The following is a 24,020-nucleotide window of genomic DNA, read 5'->3' on the forward strand; positions in this document are numbered from 1 at the left end:
ATTTGATAATTTATTTAATCCCCTAAACCTCCCAAATAGATATTATTAATCGCTTAAATATTTTCTTTAAAAATCTATTTCTAAATTGAGTGAACCACGGCTGTACTGTTCGCTTTATCTTGAGACTAACAATTCCACACTTGTAGTTTCACTTGCTTCTTGGCAAGGTATGTACCAGTAAAACATTAGGAATTTGTTCCAATATGGCGAGTCCAGCACAAATCATTCGACATAAATTTCTCAATACATTCTTTTCGCGCCATTCTCTCTGGTTCTTATGTATTTTTACTGCACTGAGCATTACATGGTTTCGAACCGTATACACCCCTCATAGTATCTATTATTTTATTTCAGATACTCTCCTTAACGGGTTATGGGTGCTTACGGGTGCGCTAAGTTTATTAGGCCTTTATGATGTTTTGCAGAATAAACATTCAATTCTAAGAAACTACCCAATTATGGGGCATTTCCGTTTTTTATTTGAAGATATACGCCCAGAAATTCGCCAATACTTTATTGAAGCGGACCAAGATGCTCTACCTTTTTCTCGTATGCAAAGAAGTCTAGTTTATCAGCGTGCTAAAAATGAAAATGCAGATAAACCATTTGGTTCAATCATTGACGTTTATCAAGAGAATTATCGATTCATTGTCCATTCAATAAGCCCTTGTCCACCAGCAGATCCAAAGAGCTTTCGTATTCAGGTGGGTAATGCACAATGCCTTCAACCGTATAGTGCATCAATTATGAACATCTCTGCCATGAGCTTTGGTAGTTTAAGTGCCAACGCAATTCGTGCGTTAAATAAAGGTGCGCAGTTAGGTGGTTTCTATCATGATACTGGCGAAGGTAGTTTAAGCCCTTATCATCTGGAAAATGGCGGTGATATTGTTTGGCAAATTGCCAGCGGTTATTTTGGCTGTCGTACTTTAGATGGGAAATTTGACGAGCAAAAGTTTGCCAAGCAATCTCAATTACCACAGATCAAGATGATTGAGCTGAAGCTTTCCCAAGGCGCAAAACCAGGCCATGGTGGTATTTTACCTAAACATAAAATTACCGCAGAAATTGCACAAATCCGTGGGGTTTCTCGCGATCATGACTGTATTTCTCCTGCAAAGCATTCTAGTTTTTCTACCCCTATTGAAATGATGCATTTCTTGCAGAAATTGCGCACATTATCTGGTGGTAAACCAGTTGGTTTTAAACTTTGTATTGGTCAACCTTGGCAATTCATGAGTATTGTTAAAGCAATGCTAGAAACAAAAATTGTTCCTGATTTTATTGTGGTTGATGGTTCTGAAGGTGGTACAGGGGCAGCGCCAATCGAGTTTAGCGACAATATTGGTACTCCATTACGTGAAGGCCTACGTTTTGTTCATAACACCCTTGTGGGTGCAGGACTCCGAGATCAAGTTAAGATTGGTGCGAGTGGTAAAATCATTAGTGCCTTCGATATTGCCAGTACTTTTGCGCTAGGTGCAGATTGGGTTAATTCAGCACGTGGTTTCATGTTTGCTGTTGGATGTATTCAGGCACAAAGCTGTCACACTAACCAGTGTCCTGTAGGTGTTGCAACCCAAGATAAAGACCGTCAAAAAGCAATTGATGTACCCACTAAATCAGAACGTGTATTTAATTTTCATAAAAATACATTGCATGCATTATCAGAAATGATTGCTGCCGCTGGTTTACGTCACCCTTCTGATATTAAAGCTCATCATTTGGCTCAGCGTGTAAATGACCGTGAAATTAAGAACTATGCTCAATTGCATTTTTTCTTAAAAGAAGGCGAACTTTTACAGTCTGAACTTAATAATGACGATGATAATTTTTATTATCGTATGTGGAATATGGCGGATGCTAATCACTTTTAATTTATATTAACTTGATATGTTGAGCATTACATTTATAGTGTGATGCTCTTCTATATTTGAAATGAATATGTGAGTTTTTCTTAAATTTCATTACCCTTTTAATTTGTCTTTAATAGATTTTTCACCTAATATAAAAGTATAAATAACGTACACAATTTAATTTTATTTAATAAAAATTTTTTTAATGCTTATAACAAAAAGGTATCTCATCATGTTGAAAAAAACATTCATTTCTTCTTTTGTCGCGCTAGCAGTAGGTTTAAGTAGCTATGCTGTTGCTTGTACACGTGCCGTATATTTAGGCAATAACCAACATGTTATTACTGCTCGCTCAATGGACTGGAAAGTTGATACGGGTACAAATTTGTGGATTATGCCAAGCGGGGTTAGTCGTGACGGTAGTGCAGGTTCCAATTCAATAAAATGGACGTCTAAATATGGAAGTGTAATTGCCACAGGCTATGAGGTTTCCACAACAGATGGTATGAATGAAGCTGGATTAGTTGCTAATGTCTTATGGTTAGTTGAATCTGAGTATCCCGATGTAAAAAAATCTAATAAACCGCTACTCAGCATTGCTGCTTGGGCACAATATGTACTCGATAACTTCGCAACTGTTGATGAGGCTGTTAGAGTTCTTGAGAAAGAACCGTACACAATAGTTACAGATAGCGTTCCTGGTGAATCAAGACTCACCACCCTACATTTATCTATTTCTGATAAAACAGGTGATAGTGCAATTATTGAATATATTGACGGAAAGCAGGTTATTCACCATAGCCGCAGCTATCAGGTCATGACTAACTCGCCTACTTTCGATAAGCAACTCGCCCTTGCCGAATATTGGAAACAAATTGGTGGAACAATCATGCTCCCCGGTACAAATCGAGCATCTGATCGCTTTGCGCGCGCGTCTTTTTACATTAATGCAATTCCTAAAAATGATGATAGTAAACAGGCTCAAGCCTCTGTATTTAGTGTCATTCGAAATGCGTCTGTTCCCTATGGACTAAATACTCAAGAAGAACCGAATATCTCTTCAACTCGCTGGCGAACTGTGGCCGATCATAAACAGATGCTTTACTTTTTCGAGTCAGCACTATCACCAAATGTATTTTGGGTTGATTTGAAAAAGATTAATTTTAAAGATGGTAAAACACGTAGACTAGATTTAGGCCCCGATCAAAGCCATATATATGCAGGTGATGCCACTTCTTCTTTTAAAATTGCAAAACCATTTGTATTTTTAAGTCCATCTATGCGTTAATTTATGTCAAAATTTACTACACTTAACATAAATAATATTAAGCATACTCTCTTGGAATTTATATGATGAAGAAATCTCTACTCTTATTGGGTTCATGTCTACTTACAGCAGCTTGTAGCACCACACAGGTTAGTACAACAGCTCCTAAAGAGGTAAAGACAGCGGGTCAGCTAAACTGCTCACCAACTGAACTATGCCCAAGCTTACTCGTGAAATGGAACGAGAATCAAAAAAATCAGCTTCGTGTAGATGTTCATTTAAGTAGTAGTTATAACTTTTATGATATTAACTCATTAACATTTGATATTGATGGCAAAAAATTTAATTATGAACCAGCTCAAGCCACTGAAAAAACAAATGTGAGCCGATTAGTTCCTAAACACTCAACAACTTACTTTGTCATTCCAAGTAAATTCTTGCAAGAGTTTAAAAATGCTCAAAATGTAAATGTGTTGATAAAAACTGATAAAGGAACGATTGAACGCAATATGTATAGTCCACAAAAACAATCTTCCGTGTATACAAACTTTATGCAGCTTTATCAAAACTCAAAATAAAGTACAAAGATTAAGTCATGCATCTATCCATTTTTTGGATAGATGCATTATTTTTTAATAATAAAAATGTTTTGGCTTCGCATGTAAAAATGCTGGAATCAATCCCGTTAAAGCTGCACGTATATCCGCACGTTCATTAATTAATTGATGAGACCCTTCTTCTAGCATTAATAACGTTTGCAGCCTAAATTTACGACGAATAAATTCAATGTTGTAACGCCAATCAACTGTCTGATCGAGAGCACCTTGTGCAAGCCAGACGGGAATACGACAAGCTGGCCGCTCTTCCATTTCTTGCATCCATTTAGACATTGCCAAAATCCAATCCATGCCCATCATTCGAGGCTGCAAAGGATCTTTTAAACGAATGAAACGTAAAAATTCAGGATTATGATTATTACGTCTAAAGTGTCTTGGTACTTGGCGCTTAATACGGCGAATAATGCCCAATCCAACTGGGTTATGCCACCATGCTGTTTTTGCAGGGCGAATCAAAGGAGAAAGTAGCAAGACTCTATCTACAATCGGATCTTGACGTTTTTCAGCATATTCTAATAAGTGATGCATCCAGATTGCGCCACCCGTACTTTGACCAATTCCTACCCAAGGTTTTGGTAACTGATCTGCATGTTTTACATATTGATAAACAGCCATTAAAACTTGTTGATAGTGATCAAAATTTTGAATACTTGCTGGTGAGCCATTGCTTAAACCATGCCCTGGTAAGTCATAGGTAATGACACTAAAGCCTTGTTCAAGAATTTCACGAATAATGGGTTGATAAATACCACTATGCTCAAGATAGCCATGTAATAAGCAGACAGTACCTTGTATTTTTTCTACTTTAGGCTTGAAAACTTGCACATGTAATCGAAACAAAGGCATTTGAACATAGCCCTGCCAATGATCACATTCAAGTAAATGCAAACCATATAACTTACGATAAGCTAGTAAATCTCGAGACGGTTCTTCTAATGTATTTAAATTAAGTGGACTTAAAACTTGTGGCGTAAGATCACGGTTAGGAACCGGCAAATCTAATTGTTTTAATACGGCAGGATTGAGAAATGGGATATCTGACATTAAGGTACCTCTCGACAATCGCTTGAGCCAAACAACATGTCGCGAATTGTCGCAAGTAATTCATAATTTGCACGACGGCTATGATCGTAATTTTGCACACTTGGTTGCCAGCGTGTCAGTGGTGTTGGCATTGGAGCCACAACAGGAATGGTTTCAATACCATTTAAAGCAAATAGTCTACGAGTACGCGGCATATGGTATTCATCTGTAACCAACATGACCGTCGGTGCTCCACCCTTTTTCTGAAGTAATAGAGAACTAAATCTTGTATTTTCACAAGTATTCATACTACGTTTTTCTAGTAACTTTGCATCAACGCCGCGCTCTTTTAACCAAGCTTGCATATAAGGTGCTTCAACACCGCTAAGTACAATAGGAAGCTGATTTTGTTTTTCAACTTCTAAGGTTTTTTCTAGTCTCAAGCGTGTATAACCATTAACTACAATATCTTTTCCATTTTTATCAAGCGTCAAACCACCACCTAAAACAACAATTGCATAAGGTTGTGATAACTTTTTAGATGGAGCTGGTAATGGATTTTTACGAACATACTCGATTTTCTGTTCAGGTTCGCTAACAGCTTTCTGGTGTTCTGGCACTACAGGTTTTCTTGCTAAAAACTCGGTATATTGCTCTGTAAGGGCCTTATTTTCTGAACTATTAATAAAGAGTGCCTCATCAATAGGGCTACTTGCTTCATCAGCAGCATCAATTTCTGAGTTTTTCACGACTAAAGGAACCGTTACAGAAGCGGCTGCCTCTGAATCTTGTTCTTTTTCTTCTAAAAGAATAATTTGCTGCAAAGCCTTATAGTTTTCTTGAAGATAGGTCAGATCTGTTGTCTTTTTCTCACGTAAAGCTTTTTCAGTCAGCTTTAAATACGCTTGACGAGCAATCCATAGATTTGAACCCGGCTCTAAATTATCATGTTCACTTAATGCAGCCTGTCTCTGACTTTCAGCGGCAACTTGATTCACATCGACCGGTACAAAATAATTAAGCCCAGCTACAATTAATTTTGAATAAAACGGCGAATATAAAAAAACCACGAAACAGCCTAATAGTACAAATAGCACGGTGACTACTTGTACTAAACGTACCATTAAGTGTACTTTTGGCATAAAACTATTCCGTATGATTTTCAATTAAACCTAAACTGTTATAAAGCACAGGCTCTGGTTCTAACATAATATGGAAACGCTGATCAACATCATGTTGTACAGCCTGATAAGTTTTCTTTACATCAGTAAGAGATGCATTGGCATAATTCACCAAAACTAATGCCTGTTTATGAAACATCCCTACCATATCGAGTTGCTTCCCTTTCCAACCCGCCTGATCAATTAACCATCCTGCTGCAATTTTAACGTTTCCACTGGCTTGAGGATAATGTGGAATTGTTGAGAATTGTGTGATTAGACGTTCAAATTCTTGAGGATTAACAATCGGATTTTTAAAGAAACTACCTACATTTGGATATTCTTTTGGATCAGGGAGTTTACTTCGGCGAATATGGATCACTTGATTTTGTAAGTTCTCAGCAGTCTGATTGTCTCCAACTGCTTGCTTCAAATCACCATAGTTAAGTTTTAAATGTGGCTGTTTAAGTAGTTTAAAAGTGACATGCGTGATGATGTAACGGTTCGGATCATCTTTAAAAATACTATGGCGGTAAGCGAAATGGCAGTCAGCCGCTAAAATTGACTGAGTTTCTTTTAATTTACGGTCATACACTTGTACCGACTCAATAAACTCACCAACCTCTACCCCATAAGCACCAATGTTTTGTACAGGTGACGCACCTACTAAGCCTGGAATAAGTGCTAAATTCTGTAAGCCAAACCAATTCTGCTTCGTACTATATAAAACAAAATCGTGCCAGACTTGACCTGCACCTACTTTAACCCGAACGAAATCATGATCTTCAGATAATACTTCAATTCCTTGAATATCAAGATGAATCACTAATGCAGTGATCTGTTGCGGCAATAACATGTTACTACCGCCCGATAACACAAGTACATTTAAATGATGCTGCTTAGCAAAATCCAAAGCTTCTTCAATCTCCTGAATATTACCGACTTTTGTGTAATGTGAAGCTGTTGCATCTAAACTTAATGTATTGAATGGCTTAAGCTGTACCTGATTCTGAATTTGCATTGTGTTGAAAAACCTATTCTTAAACATTCAATTGTTTTTTTAAAATATTAATCCACGCCAAACTACTAGACTCGCATTGGTCAAGTACGCGCTCGAAGCCATCAGCGCCACCATAATAAGGATCAGGTAAGGCTTGTTGTAGATATTGAGGATCATGCTCACTCATTAAAGCTACTTTTGCACGAATTTGATGAGTACCAAACTGAGAAACCGCGCTTTGTAGCATGTCATGAATATCATCAAAGTTTTGGTGATCCATTGCCAAAATCAAATCAAACTCTAAAAAGTCCTGTGCTGAAAGCTGCCTTGCACGTAAAGACGACAAGTCATAACCTCTTTTTTTAGCGTGCAACTGGCTACGCTGATCAGGTGCTTTATTTGGATGATAATTACTCGTTCCAGCTGAATCGACAATGACATTAAGTTGATGTGCATCACAATAATGTCTGAAAACCACTTCAGCCGTGGGAGAACGGCAAATGTTTCCTAAACAGACGCATAACACCTTATATTGTGTTTCCATTAGAAACTACTTCCAAACATTTGAATTAAATAGAAATTAATATGGAGCATGTAAAACCCTGACAAAACTATCAATGATTGTCAGAATCGAATTGACCATTGTGACGTGTTGCATTTTGTCAAAACTCACATGGCTTGAAAAGGAAAATAATGTTTATCAATAGATTAAAAGTTGATAAATCAGTCGACAAAGTAGCTGACCTTCTAATTTTGAATAAAATAATAAAGCCCTCCGAAGAGAGCTTTTACATCTTAAAATAGGTTAGCAACTACTTAATGTACAACTTATGATTTTCTAATACAGCTTTAGTAAAAGATCTAAAATAATCATTTAACGTTGCTAATCAACTCAATCATTTCCTTCGTTGGCCTTAAGCTACCTAATTGCCACTGTTCAGGCGGATATTCATCAATTCGTATCCAGACATGCTCTTGAAAAGCTGGATTTCCCTTTCCTTCTATCTCTACAAATAAATCTGTTATTCGTTTGAAAAGCTCGGCTTTACTATCTTTATCTAGTAAACCCTCTATAGTTTGTATATTTATAAATGGCATAATGCTACCTGAATTAAGTCTAGGTCTAAATTATAGACTCATGTTAATTGGAGCTCCCTAGAATGTCAAATATTATTCCAGATCATAGATTTTCAGTAGATGTATGTGGAATCTTCAAAATTGCTGAGATATTGAACGATAGCTGGACAATCCTATTGTTAAGAGAAGCTTTTTACGGCGTAACAAAATTCAATGATTTTCTGGAAAATACAGGTATATCGAAGCAAATTTTATCTAATCGTCTAAAACACCTCATCCAATTAGAAATATTTGAACTATCAATTTATAAGGAAGTGGGTGTACGAGAGCGTAAAGAATACTTACTCACCAAAAAAGGTAAAAGTCTAAATATTGTTTTGCTTGCTATGCTTGAATCTGGTACTAATTTTATTGAAGCAGATAAAGATGTCGTGAAAGTTTTTAAGAAGAATTCAGATGATCAACTCAAATTAAAACTTGTTGATTCATCTAATCAAGTCATAGATCTTAATAATCTGGAACTGAAACTCACTCCTCACAGAAATAAGGAATAATTTGTTCTGTTCGTCTCACTTTCGTTTAACTGTAAAAAAGCCACTCGAAAGTGGCTGATGAGAATTTTTTTAAATTTAACAGACTTTTTACAAAGCTACTCCACAAATATCTTTGGTACCAGTCGGATAAGTTTGTGTAATTTTTGATTGATCAAGTAGAAACTCAATCGAGACATCTTTATTTACATCAGTTACTGCTAAATCATAAAAATTAGAGGTTAATGAAAAATACAAGTTATCTAGTTTGGATGGGAAAGTAGCAAAATATCCTTTGTTAACCCCATTAAAAACTAAACCAACTTGATTAGAATTCTGATTAATATAGATACCAATCTTTTGATAACCATCAGAAGTAACTTCAGGAGCTAAATTAAATCCATTAGAAACTAATGCACTATCATTTGAAGTCGTTTGAATATAAAAATTATTAGTTGTAGGCCCATGTTGGTATGCAACTATAAAATTCACAGCTTTACCATTCTGCATAATACCTGCTGCTAGAGCTGGGAAAATATTTACATACCCTGTATTACCTAACGTAGGAACTTTAATTTTATATTCAAACGCTACAATTCCAGAAGTTGGTATTACTTTATCCCCTCTAGTGTATAACATAGCAGATGAATCATTTGCTGCTAGAAATCGTGAAAGGTAATCTTGACTGTAAGCCGAGTAAATGGGACTTTGCTGAGATGTCTTATAAGAAAACTTATTGCCTGTAATATTTGGAAACTTCTGAATAGAAGTATTACCTAAAGATTGTAATTGAGTTAGTGTCGCATCAAAGTTATAAGTACATTCTGCAAAAGTACTCCCTACTCCACCAAAGCTCATTATTGTCGCTAGAATTATCTTTTTCACATCATTATCCTGTTTTTATTTTGAACACTTAGTATAAACAAGTAGGTAAATTTTTTTATTAAATCCGATAAGTGACAAACATAAGCGTAGTTAACTATTTTGAATAACATCTCTGATTTTCTAATTAATTCGATAATTATTTTTCCTTACTATTCATCTATGATAATTAAGAATTTAATGAGTTAAAAGTCTGCATTAATTAAAACAAATACTACCTTCATCATAATTGAAAGCCCATAAAATTTTTAAATATCAGTAATACAAATTTTCAAACTAGTTCTTATTGATATATTCAAAAAACCTAAGTAAAAAACTGATTTTTCTGAGCTTGGATAGTTTTTAATTAGTAATCTATTTATCTTATACTATCTAGAGAAAAGCCCAAGTATTATGGGCTTTCAAGCAACATGAAGACAAAAATCATTTATTTTTAAATAATTTATCAGTCATATTCCTATCAATTTTGCTACGATGACCATTCTCGAAATATCGATCGACATGGCATAGTTTCGTTTTGGTATCACAGAACACACCATTTGAGAGTGTAAATGCTGATGTATCAAAATCGCCTTGAGAGAATGCTCTGTTGGCTTTGGGAGTTCCTAAGTATTTGGCTGTAAGTTTTTTAGATACACCCTTCTTGTCAGCACAAATATATTTATCACAAATTACACCTTTTTTAGGTGAATAGACGCTAGAGCTTGTTTTCGCCATTGCTACGGAGCTCAGCATGAAGCAAGTGCATCCAATAACACTAAGTAAAGTTTTAGAAATTTTCACTTTTTGAACCGAATAAAATTATAAATTGTTAAGACATTATATGAATTAGCAGCCTTCAGGAAAATCTACTGAACAGTATAAATAACAAAAAGCCCACCTTTCGATGATCTTTTAAATTACTTGCATGATCTCCGTCTATTGTCTGAATCTGACCACATGAAAGTAGTGCTTATCTCATATAACACTCAACATAATCGCCTCAGAACTACTTTATTTTAAGGTGTCTTATGCTAAGTTATTTGAAGATTGAATCTTATAGAACCATTCGACAATAATTTTCAAAAATAAGGAAATAATGTATATGAGCCATTTTCAATTTCAAACCGTTCCAAATATCATCTCTGGCTTAGGCTCTATACAAGAATTACAAAATGTTTTGTCTTCAAAAGCTTACCGTAAGCTATTGCTAGTCACAGATGCAGGCATGGTCAAAAATCAATTACACCTGCCCATTCTTCAAATTTTAAATACGCTCAATATTGAATATGTTATTTATGCAGATGTTCAGGCTGACCCACCAGAACAAGTGGTCTTAGATGCAGCCAATTATGCAAAACAGCAAAATGTAGATGCCATTATTGGTTTTGGTGGGGGCAGTTCTTTAGATGTTGCAAAAGTAATCGCTTTACTCGCCCACCCCAACCAAACACAAAGTTTGCAAGAGATGTATGGTGTAAATCAGGTCACTACAACTCGCCTTCCGCTTATTTTGATTCCTACTACGGCTGGTACTGGCTCAGAAGTAACGCCAATCTCAATTGTGACTACGGGTGAAACGACAAAAATGGGGATTGTCTCTCCAGTACTGTATGCCGACACAGCAATTCTTGATGCCACCTTTACTCAAAACCTTCCAGTCCATATTACTGCTGCGACAGGTATTGATGCGATGGTGCATGCCATTGAGGCATATACTTCTAAGCACAAAAAAAATATATATACCGATATTTTAGCCAAACATGCACTCAAGCTACTAAATCATAACTTACCGAAAGTTCTTAAAGATGGTAAAGATTTAGAAGCACGTCAAAATATGCTTTTCGGTTCAATGCTTGCAGGTCAAGCATTTGCTAACTCACCTGTTGCTGCTGTACATGCTTTAGCTTATCCACTTGGCGGGCATTTTCATCTTTCGCATGGTCACACCAATGCCTTAGTGTTGGTTGAAGTATTAAAATTTAATGCGCCCAATGCAAAAAAATACTATGCAGAACTTATGCAATGGCTCGATCCATACAGCAATGGCAGCACTGATGGTTTGTGTGATCTGTTTATTGACCATATGCAGAACCACTTAGACCGTAGTGGTTTGACTTTAAAACTTAGAGATTTGGGTATTGATGAGTCTAGCTTACCTAGACTTGCTCAAGATGCCATGTTGCAAACCCGCTTACTACAAAATAACCCACGTGACATGACAGAAGCAGCTGCTTTGGCAATTTATCAGGCGATTCATTAATGACTAAACCAGTTTTAAAAACCCGAGATCAATTTAAGTTCTTTTTAGATATTCAAACACGTTGGGCAGATAACGATATTTATGGTCATGTGAATAATGTGACTTACTATAGCTATTTTGATACAGCAGCCAATGCGTTACTGATTCAAAAAACAGGTTTTGATATTCATGAAGCAAAATCAATTGGGTTAGTGGTTGATTCAGCTTGTAGCTTTAATCAGGAATTGTCATTTCCAGAAATTATTCAAGTGGGTGTTGCGATTGGGAAAATCGGCACCACATCTTTACGCTATGAATTGGCAATCTTTAAACAAGGTCAAGACCAAGCCTCAGCTCAGGGACATTTTGTTCATGTGTTTGTTGATCGCGAAACGCGTAAAACTGTACCTATTTCTGAGACAGTTCGTAAGGTTTTAAAGAGTTATTTATTATAAAAAACGGGGCAAAAAGAAAATAAACTACTCTTTTTGCCCCCTCTCTACTTATATCATTGCAGGATCACTAAAGGAGTCTTCACCCGTCTCAACTCGACCAGCAAAACGTCGGTAATAATACGGATCACTTTGACTGGTGATTTCAAAATCATACCAATGTCCCACGTCAGCCAAAGCCCAATGTTGCTTAACAACCTGTCCCGCTTTTACGGTAAGTTGTAAAGGCGCATCTTGTCGATATGCACAAGGTTTTACCGTCAATATTGCATCCTTGGTACCATCATTCATGAGCTCTACGTATACATCACCGTTGGCAATGTCATAGCACACTCGAATTTCAGGTTTAATGCCACTATCGATAATACGTTGAGTATCGCCTTTAAAATGACGATGATAACCATTTGGACCAAGTACCCATAGGTCGTAACGACCTAAATTATCTTTTAAAGCGTCCCATTCATCATCTAGAGTTTTATTCGGCTCGACAATATAACGCTTTGGAATACGGTCCAAGTTGAGCTTGTCATATACATGGAAAACCGCTGCCTGTTTCCCCGTATTAGAGAAAATCAATTGCACTTTACCATCGGCTTTACAGCGCGCGCTGGTATGCAACTCGTAAGGTAGCGCACGTGACAGGCGTATGCCACTTTGCTGAATCGGTAACTTAATATCCGTTGGTACAGGCACAGCTGGTAAGGCTTCTTGATTTTCTCTTAGCTCATCTGCCTGCAAACGTGTTTGCTTACCATTCAGCTGCGGTAAAATATCTGCATTTGGTGTTTTAAAGTTAAATGCACTGGTTAAATCACCACACACTGCACGGCGATATGGACTGATATTCGGCTCTTTTACACCAAAACGTTTTTCTAAAAACATGAGCACGGAAGTATGGTCAAAAACTTGCGAGTTGACCCAACCACCACGGCTCCATGGGGAAATCACATATAACGGAACACGAGGACCCGGACCATAAACTCGTCCATCAGGTGTAGGCTGAGAATGGCTTCCTTCAGGCGCAGCATGGTCAAAATATTCATCCTGCATATCGGCACTACTTAATGTCGATTTACCTGCATACTGGCCATTTTTGAAACGAGATGGCGCTGATGGTGACGGTACGTGGTCAAAGTAACCATCATTTTCATCGAAATTGATAATGAGTGCTGTTTTACTCCAAACCTCTGGCACAGCAGTTAATGCATCAATAATTTCTTGAATAAACCAAGCCCCTTGAACTGGGCTTGAAGGGTCTGGATGTTCGCAGTAAATCGATGGCGCATTAATCCAAGACACTTGCGGTAATTTCCCTTCACGGATGTCGCGTTTAAAAGCGTCAAGATATTCTTCTGGTTTATTACCCGGCAACGTATTTGCAATGCCTTTGTACAATGGGTTTTTGGCATTATCGGTCGCAGCATCATAAGCTTTATACGGTAGCTTTTGACCTGTATCGGCATATGGTTTATTCGGCTCACCACCACTTGAAACTGGATAACCAGATGCAATGTTCGCCTTTCTAAACGTACGAAATGCACCAAGCATGTTATCACCCCATTCATCTGGCATATTTTGATAACAAATCCAGTTTACACCTGCTTCTTCTAAACGTTCGGCATAGGTCTTCCACGTATAACCGCGATCTGCCGTCGCTGGGTTACCATCAATCCAGTCCCACTCATTGTTTACAAATGAACGCTTGGTCGGTGTCGCCCCATTTGTACCTGTTAAATGATAAGAGCGGTTTGCATCTGTTCCAGTGTGCATAGAGCAATGGTAGGCATCACAAATCGTAAAGGCATTCGCAAGTGCAAACTGATATGGAATTTCTTTTTCTTTAAAATAACCCATGGATATATCAGTTTTATGGGTTGGCCAATTCGCCATACGCCCATTGTCCCAAGCCAACTGACTATCGTTCCACGTATGCGGAGTACCATCTGCACGCTGCGCATTGTTGGCTGTACCGTCTAAATGAAAGGGCGTTAAAACTTGCCCATTGCGTCTAAGCTGTTCCCAAACCTTACGACCATTTGGCAAAGGAATTGTAAAGCGGTCAGCAAAACCTCGAACGCCTTTTAACGTACCAAAGTAATGATCAAAAGATCGGTTTTCCTGCATTAAAATAATAACGTGCTCAATATCTTGAATGGTACCCGTTTTATTATTTGCAGGAATTGCTAAAGCCTTTTGAATACTAGATGGAAAAGCTGCCAATGCCGCAGCACCAAAACCCATATTTAAAGAGTAATTTAAAAATTTACGACGTGTAATCATGATCAGGTTCTTTTTATTATTTAAGTTTATGGAGCACAGCGCATTACAGGCTTTTTACCTGTTTCTGGTGTATTTGAACTATCATTTGCGGAGTCGTTACAACCACTCAGCAGAATCGCGCCGATTAATAAAAAATATGAATATTTAAAACAATTTATTCCAGTGCATTGCCTTTTCATGACGATATATAGTCCATTTAAAATCTAAAATGGCTAACATAGAAAAGTACAATGACAGTGACATGACCCAAATATTTCAATCCAATGAAGAATATGAAAACTCTATTATTTTCATATTCTGCACCAGATCAAAAATCAGATGAATTTAAGGCTTTAATTGAATATTTTGTAGTTCGCCATCAAAAGTTTCTATGAGACTCTTAATAACTGGCTGTTGCTGTAATAGCTCAGCTGCTCGGTGAAAGGCTTTTTCTTTACGTGCACTTTGAATGGTATAGGGAGTAGATGTATTCAAAGCACCATATTCAACTGTAAATTGAGTAATCGGCCATTGCTCATTTAATGCATCAATGAGGCCTTGCTGTAACTGGGTCAGCATATTTTCATATTCTTGAGGAATATGGAAAATAGTATTGCCGCCAATTTCACCAGTCATCACACCATGCTGTGCAAGTTCTTGAACAGCGGGTGAAAGCTGACTATTTCTAAACCAATACTCCCACTTTTCAAGTGTCCATTCACCTTCTAAAACTTGAGGAGAAAGCTTCAAGATATCTTGAGGCATCAGCTGCCCGTTATCAGTTCCGCTAGACTCTTTCACAACTGCAACTGTTTCAACCATTACTTCGGCTTGCACAAATGACTGTTGTTCAATAACAGGTTCAGAAACAAGATCAGATGTATCTTGGGCCAGCGAAAATTCAGCGTTAGGCGTTTCAAATAAACCCATAGGTTCAGCAGTGAAAGCTGGTTCAGGTTCAATTTGTTTGGTTTGGACTTCTGCCTGAACTTGTACTAACTTTTGTTCTGGTACCGGAATGAAATCTTCTTCCAGAACACTAACAGTCTCTTGAACAACTGCTGACTCAAGTCCAATCAACTCATGATGATTTGGGTCAAATACCATTAAATCCTGATTAGACTGAGGTTCAGGTTCAGGTTCAGGTTCAGGTTCAGGTTCAGGTTCAGGTTCAGGTTCAGGTTCAGGTTCAGGTTCAGGTTCAACCATAGCGGGTTGACTAATAACTTCAACAGGCTGAACAGCACTCACAGGAGCAATATCTTGAACTTTTTCTTGGACTTGGCGATTCACCACCGCTTGTCCATTTTGCTGAATAGGCTCTGATACTAAAATTTCATTTGGCGCTAAAGGACGGAATGCCAATAAGCGTAAAACGCACATTTCAAAACCTTGCTCTTGCGTTACGGCAAGTTGCAAGTCTGAACGACCTTTACAGGCAATTTGGTAATAAAGCTGCAAATCTTGAGCAGAAATCAGCTTAGACAGTTGCATGATTTTGCGATTGATTTCATCGCTATATTTCAAACTCAAATCAGGTAGATATTGCAAAATTGCCAATTCATGCAATGTCGAAATCAACTGATCAAGCACAAGTGAAACATCTAGCGCTTGATGTCTAAATTGTAATAAAAGCTGACTAACTTTCTCACGTTGATTCTGATGAATCGCTAGAATCAAATCATAAATAATCGTACGGTCAATCAAGCCAAGCATTTCTTTAACATCTTGATGATGTACAGAACCTTGACCATAAGCAATCGCTTGGTCAGTTAAAGATAATGCATCACGTAATGAACCTTGAGCAGATTCAGCAATTTGCCAAATTGCATCTTGATCGGCATTAATTTGCTCTTTTTCAAGAATAGCACCAAGGTGTTTGGTAATTTCATCGACAGCCAAAGGACGTAGAGTAAATTGCAAACAACGTGAAATGACCGTAATCGGTAGCTTTTGTGGATCAGTCGTAGCAAACAGAAACTTAACGTGTTCTGGTGGTTCTTCTAGTGTTTTTAATAACGCATTAAAAGAATGCGTCGATAGCATATGTACTTCGTCAATCAGGTAAACTTTAAAACGACCTTGCGTTGGCGCATAAGGGACGTTGTCTAAAAGTTCACGCGTATCTTCTACTTTTGTTCTTGAAGCAGCATCGATTTCGATCAGGTCAATAAAACGCCCTTCGTTAACTGCTTTACAGGTTGCACAGACTTCACATGGTGTAGAAGTCACACCCGTTTCGCAGTTCAAACACTTGGCTAAAATACGTGCAATTGTAGTTTTACCTACACCACGCGTTCCTGTAAATAAATAAGCATGGTGTAGACGACCGCGTTCCAATGCACTACTTAATGCACGAGAAACATGGTTTTGCCCCACTAACTCATTGAAATTACGTGGACGGTATTTTCTAGCAAGTACTTGATACATGTATGCTCCTTGTTACAGGCATAAGCATACTTTGTTTTTAAAAGAGTGTGAACGCATAAAGCTCATATCCGTACAGATAAACTGCGAACTGACTTCTTTTCTCTACCAGAACCATTTATTTGTCTAAGGATGGTCATGATGTAGCTCTTGATCAGTTACACCTTCATCCATGGTTTGGACCAGCCCTACACCATCTTTAATTTCAGCCGAATAATTTCCTTTCTCGGTAAAAATCTGCATGATCGTATAGTGATCTTTTTGACTTTGAGTAATGGTAAAGAAATTCTGGTTCGGATCGCCTTGGTCAAATCTACCGATCCACCGAACAATATCTTGGTCAACAGGTTCAATCTCTACAATTTTTCCTGTGCGATTAATGCCATATTCCAACATTTGAAACTTAACAGTGTCGCCCACTTTTTTAAGTTCAATCACATTTGGATCATATTTAATGATCATACCTTTAGCATTTTTAAGCAGCGGAAAATTAATATTAGAAGGAAGCTGATCTTTTTCTATTTCATTAAAAACAATTTGTTGCCTAGACAACTTTTCCTTTTCTGATGAACTCAAATTCAGCATATTTTGACGAGTAAATTCATTCTGGCTATCTGCCACTTTTGTCACAGACTCTTGCCGACTTTCTGAAGGCGACGTTAAAGCAGAAGAGCTTTGCTGTGAAAAAGCAAACCAGATTAAAACTGCTAACGCCACACAAGCGATAGCAGTTCCTATTAACAATTTATTTTTCTTCATTATTTACAGCTAAAATAGAGATTAGTTATATAGAGAAATTTTCTGCGCATTCAGGTTAATGACACTGACAGCATCAATCTTCCCTTCTTCACCTAAACGTACACCATATTTAGGGTTATACAGATACGGGCTAGAATAGAAATTAATATTATTACCACCCATTGCTGTACTTCCTAACGGATGAGCGAAACCTGAGCCAATATTGGTTGAACCATTATGGTACAAGCCAAGATTGTGCCCGACTTCATGGCGCATGGCTGCAAAAGAACAACCTGCAATATCATTTGCGCCAATCATGTTATATGCAGAAGCATTAATCCAAGCCCAGCCACAACCGCCATCACCAGGTTCATTACCTTGATAATAAACACCGTCTGCCAATACACGTTTACGCTCATTTTGTACCATCGTGTCATCTCGTCCAGTCGAGATCGCTTCCTTTAAAGTGGTAGCAGGTATTTTATAAGTTAAATAGCCCACATCTCTTAAGTAAAAACGTGCATTTGAATTTTCAGCGGTTAAATTTGTTAGATTTACGCCTTCAATCATTCTAAGTTTTGCAGCACTTTCTCCTAAAATTGAATTTACCTCTGGACTAGAAACCAACAACATATCAATTGTATAACTATCTACTGTCCAGCCTTGAGCGGTGTAAATAAAACGGCGATTTTCACCATTTTTAATTGCAGTAGACAAGCCATTAGCAGCATTAATATAAGTGTCTGCCGATGCATTAGACACAATAACCACCTTATCCCCAACTTGAGCTTTAGCGGGTAGTTGCAAGGTCGGCTGCCAATTTGATGTAGACAGCTTCACCTTTAAAGTGGGCTGAGTCATATTCGGTAAAGTTGCAGGGATTGTTGCCGATGAATCAATCACCTTTGTTGGTGAAGAGATCAGCTGCCAATATCCTTTATCACTTACATACATAAACTCATATTGATCGCCTGTTTTAAGCGTTAAGGTCGCTTGGCTATTAATATTTGTATTATTAATTTTTGCAGACCAAGTCGCTGTAGACTTGATAATAATTCTATCTCGATCACTTGCAGTGGTAGGTAGAGTGAAATTCGAAACCCAGTTTCCATCTCCAAATGAAACTTCCGTTAGCGGACTACTTACCGTGGCTAAAGATGTTCCAATTTGCTGAACATTTAGCTTATGAGGCTTTATATATTCTGGCACCCATTTTCCTAAAGCAGAATAATATTTAAACCAATATTCAGAGCCATTTTTTAATGTAAAACTGCTCGGGAATAGTAAATTTGTTTTATCAATCTCCGAACTTGCACTTGCTGTAGAAACAACTTGTACGGTTGTTCCATCACGTACGTCACTCGGTAATGCAATGGTTTGTGCCCATTTGTCATTTTGAATGAGTACTTTTTGTATCGATGCAGTTGTTAATGGAACGACTTCATAAGTCGCACCATTGGTAGGACTTACGGTCGCTAACTGAGCGATCCATTTATTTTGACTGCTATTAAAGATGAATTGATAAACATCTCCGCTATTTATTTTTAATACTTCTAACGGAATATTCGTATTAGAAGTATCTAAATAACTACTATAGGCGGCACTAGAACGAATTGTAATCTTGTCCGAATTATTAGCGCTTGCCGGTAAAGAGAGATTTTTGACCCAATTCCCATTTGCTAAAGAAAATTCTAAATCTGAATAACCAGATGGAATCGATCCACTATTATTATTCTGATTTGGTGAAAGTACAGTTGCGGCATATACAAGCGAAGATGCAACAATTGCTCCAATAATGAGTGATGTTTTTAATTTAAAATTCACAGCGGCCTCTTTTATTTGTTTTTAGATTTTTCGTGTAGCAGATTAACAAACCATTTTTTTACAGTCAATTTTTGATCAATTCATTTTTTATTAAATTTCAATTACATGAACACTGAATCATTTTGAAATAAAAACATGAAACCTATTAAAAAATAGTTTTTTTATGAGAATTAAATAACCAATTTTCGATATGAAGAAAATATTGAAAAAGATATTTAAGGATAAAAAGAAAAATAGTCTCTCTTTTTATCCTTTATTTTGAGTTTCTTAATTTACTTTCTTTGGAAAGCTAAACCAGACAAATACAGTTAAAAGGAAGAAACAAATGGCGGAGATTGTAAGCACCCAACTGTGCGCATAGCTAAACGCTTGCTGAGCAACTGCAATTAATTGCCCTCCCAAAGGGCTCTCAAGGTTAGAAGCTAATTGCATGGTTTCACCAATCGAGATACTCGCTTTTTCAATTAAGTTCGACGGAAGCTCTGCTGGCAAAATAATTGAGCGGCTATAAAACCAAGACAACATTAACCCGAAAATAGCGACACCTAAACCAGCGCCAAGTTCATAGGCCATACCTTCAATCGCACCTGCTGCACTTGCCTTTTGAGGTGGGACGGATGACATAATCGCAGCAGTTGAAGCCAGTAAGGCAATTTCAATGCTGAAGCCTAAAAAGATCATGCACGTCCACGCTAAGAAGTGATCGGTCGAGAAGTTAAGCTGGGCAAGCCCCCATAGACTAAATCCACTTATTAAAATACCAACAGTAGATACAAGTCTAAGCCCCCATTTATTTAAACAGATTCCAGCTAATGGGCCACCTAAACTAATCGCGATCATGAATGGAATAATAAACATGGCTGCCTGTAATGGTGAAAACCCATGCACAAACTGCAACTCTTGAGACAAGAGTAATTCAAACCCAACCAAGGCAACCATGGAAACCACCGCCATAACAATGCTGGTAGAAATGACTGGATGTTTGAATAACTCCAGATCAATCATTGGCGTGGTCGTTCTTTTTTGACTTCGAATGAAGTGGATTAAAGTACTTATACCAACCACAAACATCACAACCGTGAGCACCGAAAAGTTATACATTGCCGATTTGATTGAATAGATCAGGCTTAAAATGGCTACAACCAAAATTAAAGCTTGCCCTAAGTTAATTGGCTGATCAGTTTTCTCTTGTTGTTTAGGAATGATCATCGCGATCATGACAAGAACTACTAAAATAATCGGAATGTTAATGAGGAATACTGCTCCCCAATGGAAATGTTCTAGTACAAAACCACCAACCAATGGACCAAAAGCTGCTCCACCACCACCCACTGTAGACCAAAGACCAAGTGCAAAATTTCTCTGCTTCTCTTCGGTAAAAGCATTACGGATGCCTGATAAAGTGGCAGGAATAAGCATCGCTGCCCCTAGACCTAAAACAGCACGGGAAGCAATTAAGGCGTAAGCTGTTGGAGAAAAAGCCGCAGCTAAGGAACCGACTCCAAAAATTGCAGTTCCAATAAATAATAATTTTTTAAAGCCAATACGATCACCCAGTGCACCCATTGGCAAAATCAAACCCGCCATAATCAGTGAATAAATATCAATGACCCATAAAAGCTGATTGGCAGTTAAATTCAATGCTGCACTTAAAGATGGTGTAGCAACATGCATCACCGTTGCATCAATCGTAACTGGTAAATATATAAGGACGATAATTGTCAGGATTAACCATTTTTTTTGCATAACGCTCTTCAATATCCAAAACTTGGACATGTGTTCAAATCATGGTTATTATATACACAATTGGACACTTGTCCAACTTTTAGTTTTAATGTAATTTGTGTCGAATTCAGTCAGGTGAAAGAAACATGGCCTATCTTAATCGCGATCAACGCAGAGAAATGATTCTGCAAGCTGCCATGCAAGTTGCTTTGGCTGAAGGTTTTACAGCCATGACGGTACGCCGAATCGCAACAGAAGCACAAACCTCTACTGGACAAGTTCACCATCATTTTTCTTCGGCATCTCATTTAAAAGCTGAAGCTTTTTTAAAGCTAATGGAACAGCTGGATGAAATTGAACAAACCCTAAAAACGACTAGCCAATTTCAAAGGCTATTCATCTTATTAGGCGCAGAAAACATAGATAGACTTCAGCCCTACTTACGCTTATGGAATGAAGCTGAGCTCTTAATTGAACAAGATATTGAAATACGAAAGGCTTATAACCTTGCTATGCAGAGTTGGCATGAAACGATTGTGCAGGCCATTGAATGTGGCAAAAAAGAAGGTGAATTTAAAAATATATCTAATTCAACAGACATAGCTTGGCGGCTCATTGCCTTTGTATGTGGATTAGAAGGTATTTATCAACTTGGTTTACAAGGTTTAGCTGAAGAAGACTTTAAGCGCCATACTGAAACGATTATTCGCTTAGAATTATTATAAATATAGAAGCTGGCATTAATTAAAATACCAGCTTTATAACACTAAAATTAGAACCAGCCTTTACGGCCTTTTAAAATTTGGTCGGTGCAACGTAAGGCTTCTTGAGTAAGGCCCCACAAACGGTAATCACCCGTGATTGAACCAATTTGAAAGTTATGAGTATAGGCAAAACTCAGGTCGCGCTCAGGATCGCACCACGCCCCTGAACCATTGTAACCAATATGCCCAAAGCCATTTTTGGCACGTTTACCCATAGTAATAATGCGGTGATATCCTAAGCGCCAATTCATTGGAATTGGCATGACACGATCACGTGCATAACTTTGAATGGTACTGAGCTCTTTAAATACTTCTGGGCGAATAAGTTGCTGTCCATCCCATTCACCGTGATTTGCCAACATTGCATAAATTTTAGCAAGACTATTGGCAGTAAATGTACCGTTTGCTGCCGGAATGACGGCTTGTAATCCCTCATCACTAAAGAAACTAAAATGCTTCATTCCTTTTGGAATCATGGCATCCTGAAAATCTTGTGGGTCTTGTCCAGTCCACGTAATCATTCTTTCAGAGAGTGAACTCTTGCGTGCTTGAGGCTTTTTAGGTTTTTCAACTTGGGACGCCGCTGTTTTTTCAGGTTTGGGTTGAATAATTAAACGTGCTACACGATCTAACTCGCTTATAGGCGTTCCAAAGTAAGCACCATCTAACTGCAAAGGTTCAACGAGATATTTTTGCATGAGCTGATCTAAAGATTGACCAGTTGCTTTTTCAAGTACTCCACCGACAAGCCAACCAAATGTTAAAGCTTGATAAGCATTACCTTCTCCGGCAAGGAATCTAGGCTTAGTCGCTGCAATCACATTTAACATATGAGACCAGTCGAGCATTTCTCTTGCACTTTCGATGATATTTCGAACATCAAACATGCCGCTTTGATGACTGAGCACATGACGTAAAGTCATTTGCTCTTTACCATTTTGAGCAAACTCAGGCCAATAGGTCGCAATCGGTTTGTCGTATTCTAAAAAACCTTCACTTACTAAAATATGCGCTAAAGTTGCAAGTACACCTTTACCTGTAGAGTAGCAAACTGCCAAAGTTTCAGGTTGCCAAGCTTCATTTTGTGATTTTAGACCGGTGTAGATATCTACAACTTTCTGGCCTCTAAAATAAACCGCTAATGCAGCTCCACCTTGACCTGTTCTAGCATCTTGAAGACGGCTGAACTGGTGAGCTAAATCAATAAAACGTTCATCTAAAATACCATGATAGTTATGGGTATCGGCCAGTAAAATTTGTTTAATCACATGAAGTTCCTTGCATTTTTTGTTATTTTGCTCAAAAGCAGCCCAAACATCTGTTCAGGCTGCTGATATTTTTATAATGCTTTTACAGTTCCTGCAACATGCGGTTTTTGTGATTTGGCACTACGAATCAAGAAATCAGTCTTTTTATCTGCATTTGCAGTTAAGAACTCAACTTTTGACGGTAAGAACATTGGTAGCTTAAACCATACATCTGCTTCATAAGCATTTGGTAATTCAAGGTTCGCTAGTGCTTTAGCTTTGCTCCACATGCCATGTGCAATTGCTTGCTTAAAGCCAAATGCTTTTGCTGTAATAGCATGAATATGAATTAAGTTAAAATCACCAGACACTTTCGCATAACGGCGGCCTGTGTTTTCTAAAATATTCCACTCAGCCTTTGGAACATAAGCTGGTGCTTGTTCTTCTTTGGCTTTCTCACCCACTCTTTTCTCAACTTTTTGGCGAGATAAATAAGTCGTTAAGCCTTCCATTACCACTTCATTGCCAACTTTAGCCCTGGTAATAAAGTCAAACTGAACACCTTTATCATGCGGTTTTAGTTCCCCAAATTTGCATGACAAGGTTAGTTTTTCAGTCACACCAATCGGTCTAGTTTGTTTAATCTGGTTACGGATATGAACTAAACCTAAAATTGGAAATGGGAATGCTTCTGCTGTCATCATGTGCATTTGCAAGCTTTGAGAAAGCACAGCCAAATAAATTGCGGGTACAAAGCCATTGTTTTTAAAGCCACATACTTCGTTATAAGCTTTGAGATGACTCTGATCAATTTCTAGACTATCAACCACATATTCAACTTGCGGTAAGATTTTTGGCCCTTTAGGCTTTTTAAAAATTAAACCTTGTACCACTTTTGGATAAGCCAATGCCGCTTTTGGTAGCTGGCTAAAATGACGAGTATTCATACCT

Annotated in this window: 21 protein-coding genes; 7 read left to right on the forward strand and 14 right to left on the reverse strand. The window is 37.7% G+C overall.

The features are described from left to right. Nucleotides 1–203 precede the first annotated feature (203 nt). The 3 genes from ACT53H_RS00760 (at nucleotide 204) to ACT53H_RS00770 (ending at nucleotide 3,701) form a co-directional block, all read left to right on the forward strand. On the forward strand, nucleotides 204–1,877 hold the full coding sequence (locus ACT53H_RS00760; RefSeq protein WP_004791750.1) for an FMN-binding glutamate synthase family protein: 1,674 nt from the start codon (nucleotides 204–206) through the stop codon (nucleotides 1,875–1,877). Between the two features lie 211 nt (nucleotides 1,878–2,088). Further along, nucleotides 2,089–3,144 carry a linear amide C-N hydrolase gene (locus ACT53H_RS00765; protein WP_440202400.1) on the forward strand — a complete coding sequence of 352 codons (1,056 nt, stop codon included), beginning with the start codon at nucleotides 2,089–2,091 and terminating at the stop codon, nucleotides 3,142–3,144. Between the two features lie 62 nt (nucleotides 3,145–3,206). Continuing rightward, entirely contained in the window at nucleotides 3,207–3,701 is a 495-nt protein-coding gene (locus ACT53H_RS00770) for a hypothetical protein (protein WP_174741055.1), read from the forward strand. 54 nt (nucleotides 3,702–3,755) lie between these two features. Here ACT53H_RS00770 and ACT53H_RS00775 read toward each other — a convergent pair whose 3' ends face one another. The 5 genes from ACT53H_RS00775 to ACT53H_RS00795 form a co-directional block, all read right to left on the reverse strand. Next, a complete protein-coding gene (locus ACT53H_RS00775; protein ID WP_004791742.1) occupies nucleotides 3,756–4,784 on the reverse strand; it encodes an alpha/beta hydrolase in 1,029 nt (342 codons plus the stop codon). Next, nucleotides 4,784–5,905, reverse strand: coding sequence for a YdcF family protein (locus ACT53H_RS00780; RefSeq protein ID WP_107880867.1), 1,122 nt, complete (start codon nucleotides 5,903–5,905; stop codon nucleotides 4,784–4,786). Before ACT53H_RS00780 ends, ACT53H_RS00775 begins: the two co-directional genes overlap by 1 nt. A 4-nt stretch (nucleotides 5,906–5,909) precedes the next feature. Next, nucleotides 5,910–6,944 (reverse strand): UDP-N-acetylmuramate dehydrogenase, encoded by a 1,035-nt coding sequence (gene murB / locus ACT53H_RS00785; RefSeq protein ID WP_476008371.1) that lies wholly within the window; start codon nucleotides 6,942–6,944, stop codon nucleotides 5,910–5,912. 19 nt (nucleotides 6,945–6,963) lie between these two features. Further along, a complete protein-coding gene (locus ACT53H_RS00790; protein ID WP_476008372.1) occupies nucleotides 6,964–7,467 on the reverse strand; it encodes a low molecular weight protein-tyrosine-phosphatase in 504 nt (167 codons plus the stop codon). Between the two features lie 326 nt (nucleotides 7,468–7,793). Continuing rightward, the gene (locus ACT53H_RS00795) at nucleotides 7,794–8,021 is read right to left on the reverse strand and encodes a tautomerase family protein (protein WP_004791732.1); all 228 of its coding nucleotides are present in this window, start codon (nucleotides 8,019–8,021) and stop codon (nucleotides 7,794–7,796) included. Nucleotides 8,022–8,083: 62 nt separating this feature from the next. On the opposite strand from ACT53H_RS00795, the gene ACT53H_RS00800 reads away from it, so the two are divergent. Next, entirely contained in the window at nucleotides 8,084–8,554 is a 471-nt protein-coding gene (locus tag ACT53H_RS00800) for a winged helix-turn-helix transcriptional regulator (protein WP_476008373.1), read from the forward strand. An 87-nt stretch (nucleotides 8,555–8,641) separates the two neighbouring features. Here ACT53H_RS00800 and ACT53H_RS00805 read toward each other — a convergent pair whose 3' ends face one another. Further along, entirely contained in the window at nucleotides 8,642–9,415 is a 774-nt protein-coding gene (locus tag ACT53H_RS00805) for a DUF4882 family protein (RefSeq protein ID WP_476008374.1), read from the reverse strand. Between the two features lie 420 nt (nucleotides 9,416–9,835). Next, on the reverse strand, nucleotides 9,836–10,147 hold the full coding sequence (locus ACT53H_RS00810) for a YcgJ family protein (RefSeq protein WP_034596169.1): 312 nt from the start codon (nucleotides 10,145–10,147) through the stop codon (nucleotides 9,836–9,838). A 349-nt stretch (nucleotides 10,148–10,496) separates the two neighbouring features. On the opposite strand from ACT53H_RS00810, the gene ACT53H_RS00815 reads away from it, so the two are divergent. Next, the gene (locus ACT53H_RS00815) at nucleotides 10,497–11,654 is read left to right on the forward strand and encodes an iron-containing alcohol dehydrogenase (RefSeq protein WP_443273149.1); all 1,158 of its coding nucleotides are present in this window, start codon (nucleotides 10,497–10,499) and stop codon (nucleotides 11,652–11,654) included. After that, nucleotides 11,654–12,088 carry an acyl-CoA thioesterase gene (locus tag ACT53H_RS00820; protein WP_476008375.1) on the forward strand — a complete coding sequence of 145 codons (435 nt, stop codon included), beginning with the start codon at nucleotides 11,654–11,656 and terminating at the stop codon, nucleotides 12,086–12,088. Before ACT53H_RS00815 ends, ACT53H_RS00820 begins: the two co-directional genes overlap by 1 nt. Nucleotides 12,089–12,136: 48 nt before the next feature. On the opposite strand, the gene ACT53H_RS00825 is transcribed toward ACT53H_RS00820, so the two are convergent. From ACT53H_RS00825 to amvA, 5 genes are all read right to left on the reverse strand, one after another. Continuing rightward, complete coding sequence (locus ACT53H_RS00825; RefSeq protein ID WP_476008376.1) at nucleotides 12,137–14,365, reverse strand: phosphocholine-specific phospholipase C; 2,229 nt, start codon at nucleotides 14,363–14,365, stop codon at nucleotides 12,137–12,139. A gap of 324 nt (nucleotides 14,366–14,689) precedes the next feature. Continuing rightward, a complete protein-coding gene (locus ACT53H_RS00830; protein WP_476008377.1) occupies nucleotides 14,690–16,774 on the reverse strand; it encodes a DNA polymerase III subunit gamma/tau in 2,085 nt (694 codons plus the stop codon). Between the two features lie 123 nt (nucleotides 16,775–16,897). After that, nucleotides 16,898–17,530, reverse strand: a complete 633-nt coding sequence (cpaB, locus tag ACT53H_RS00835) for a metalloprotease secretion chaperone CpaB (RefSeq protein ID WP_476008378.1) — start codon at nucleotides 17,528–17,530, stop codon at nucleotides 16,898–16,900. A 21-nt stretch (nucleotides 17,531–17,551) separates the two neighbouring features. After that, nucleotides 17,552–19,333, reverse strand: coding sequence for a metalloendopeptidase CpaA (gene cpaA / locus ACT53H_RS00840; RefSeq protein WP_476008379.1), 1,782 nt, complete (start codon nucleotides 19,331–19,333; stop codon nucleotides 17,552–17,554). A 267-nt stretch (nucleotides 19,334–19,600) separates the two neighbouring features. After that, nucleotides 19,601–21,079: a multidrug efflux MFS transporter AmvA gene (gene amvA / locus ACT53H_RS00845; protein ID WP_312823970.1), complete on the reverse strand. Its 1,479-nt coding sequence runs from the start codon at nucleotides 21,077–21,079 to the stop codon at nucleotides 19,601–19,603. A gap of 125 nt (nucleotides 21,080–21,204) precedes the next feature. Here amvA and ACT53H_RS00850 point away from each other — a divergent pair, with 125 nt between their 5' ends. Continuing rightward, a complete protein-coding gene (locus ACT53H_RS00850) occupies nucleotides 21,205–21,783 on the forward strand; it encodes a TetR family transcriptional regulator (RefSeq protein ID WP_440202396.1) in 579 nt (192 codons plus the stop codon). Between the two features lie 47 nt (nucleotides 21,784–21,830). Here the strand turns inward: ACT53H_RS00850 and ACT53H_RS00855 are convergent, their stop codons facing one another. Both ACT53H_RS00855 and ACT53H_RS00860 read right to left on the reverse strand, forming a co-directional pair. Next, entirely contained in the window at nucleotides 21,831–23,090 is a 1,260-nt protein-coding gene (locus ACT53H_RS00855; RefSeq protein WP_440202395.1) for a serine hydrolase domain-containing protein, read from the reverse strand. 71 nt (nucleotides 23,091–23,161) lie between these two features. After that, entirely contained in the window at nucleotides 23,162–24,016 is an 855-nt protein-coding gene (locus ACT53H_RS00860) for a MaoC family dehydratase (protein WP_440202394.1), read from the reverse strand. Between the last annotated feature and the right edge of the window lie 4 nt (nucleotides 24,017–24,020).

It is taken from the genome of Acinetobacter sp. DMC2 (assembly GCF_056314305.1).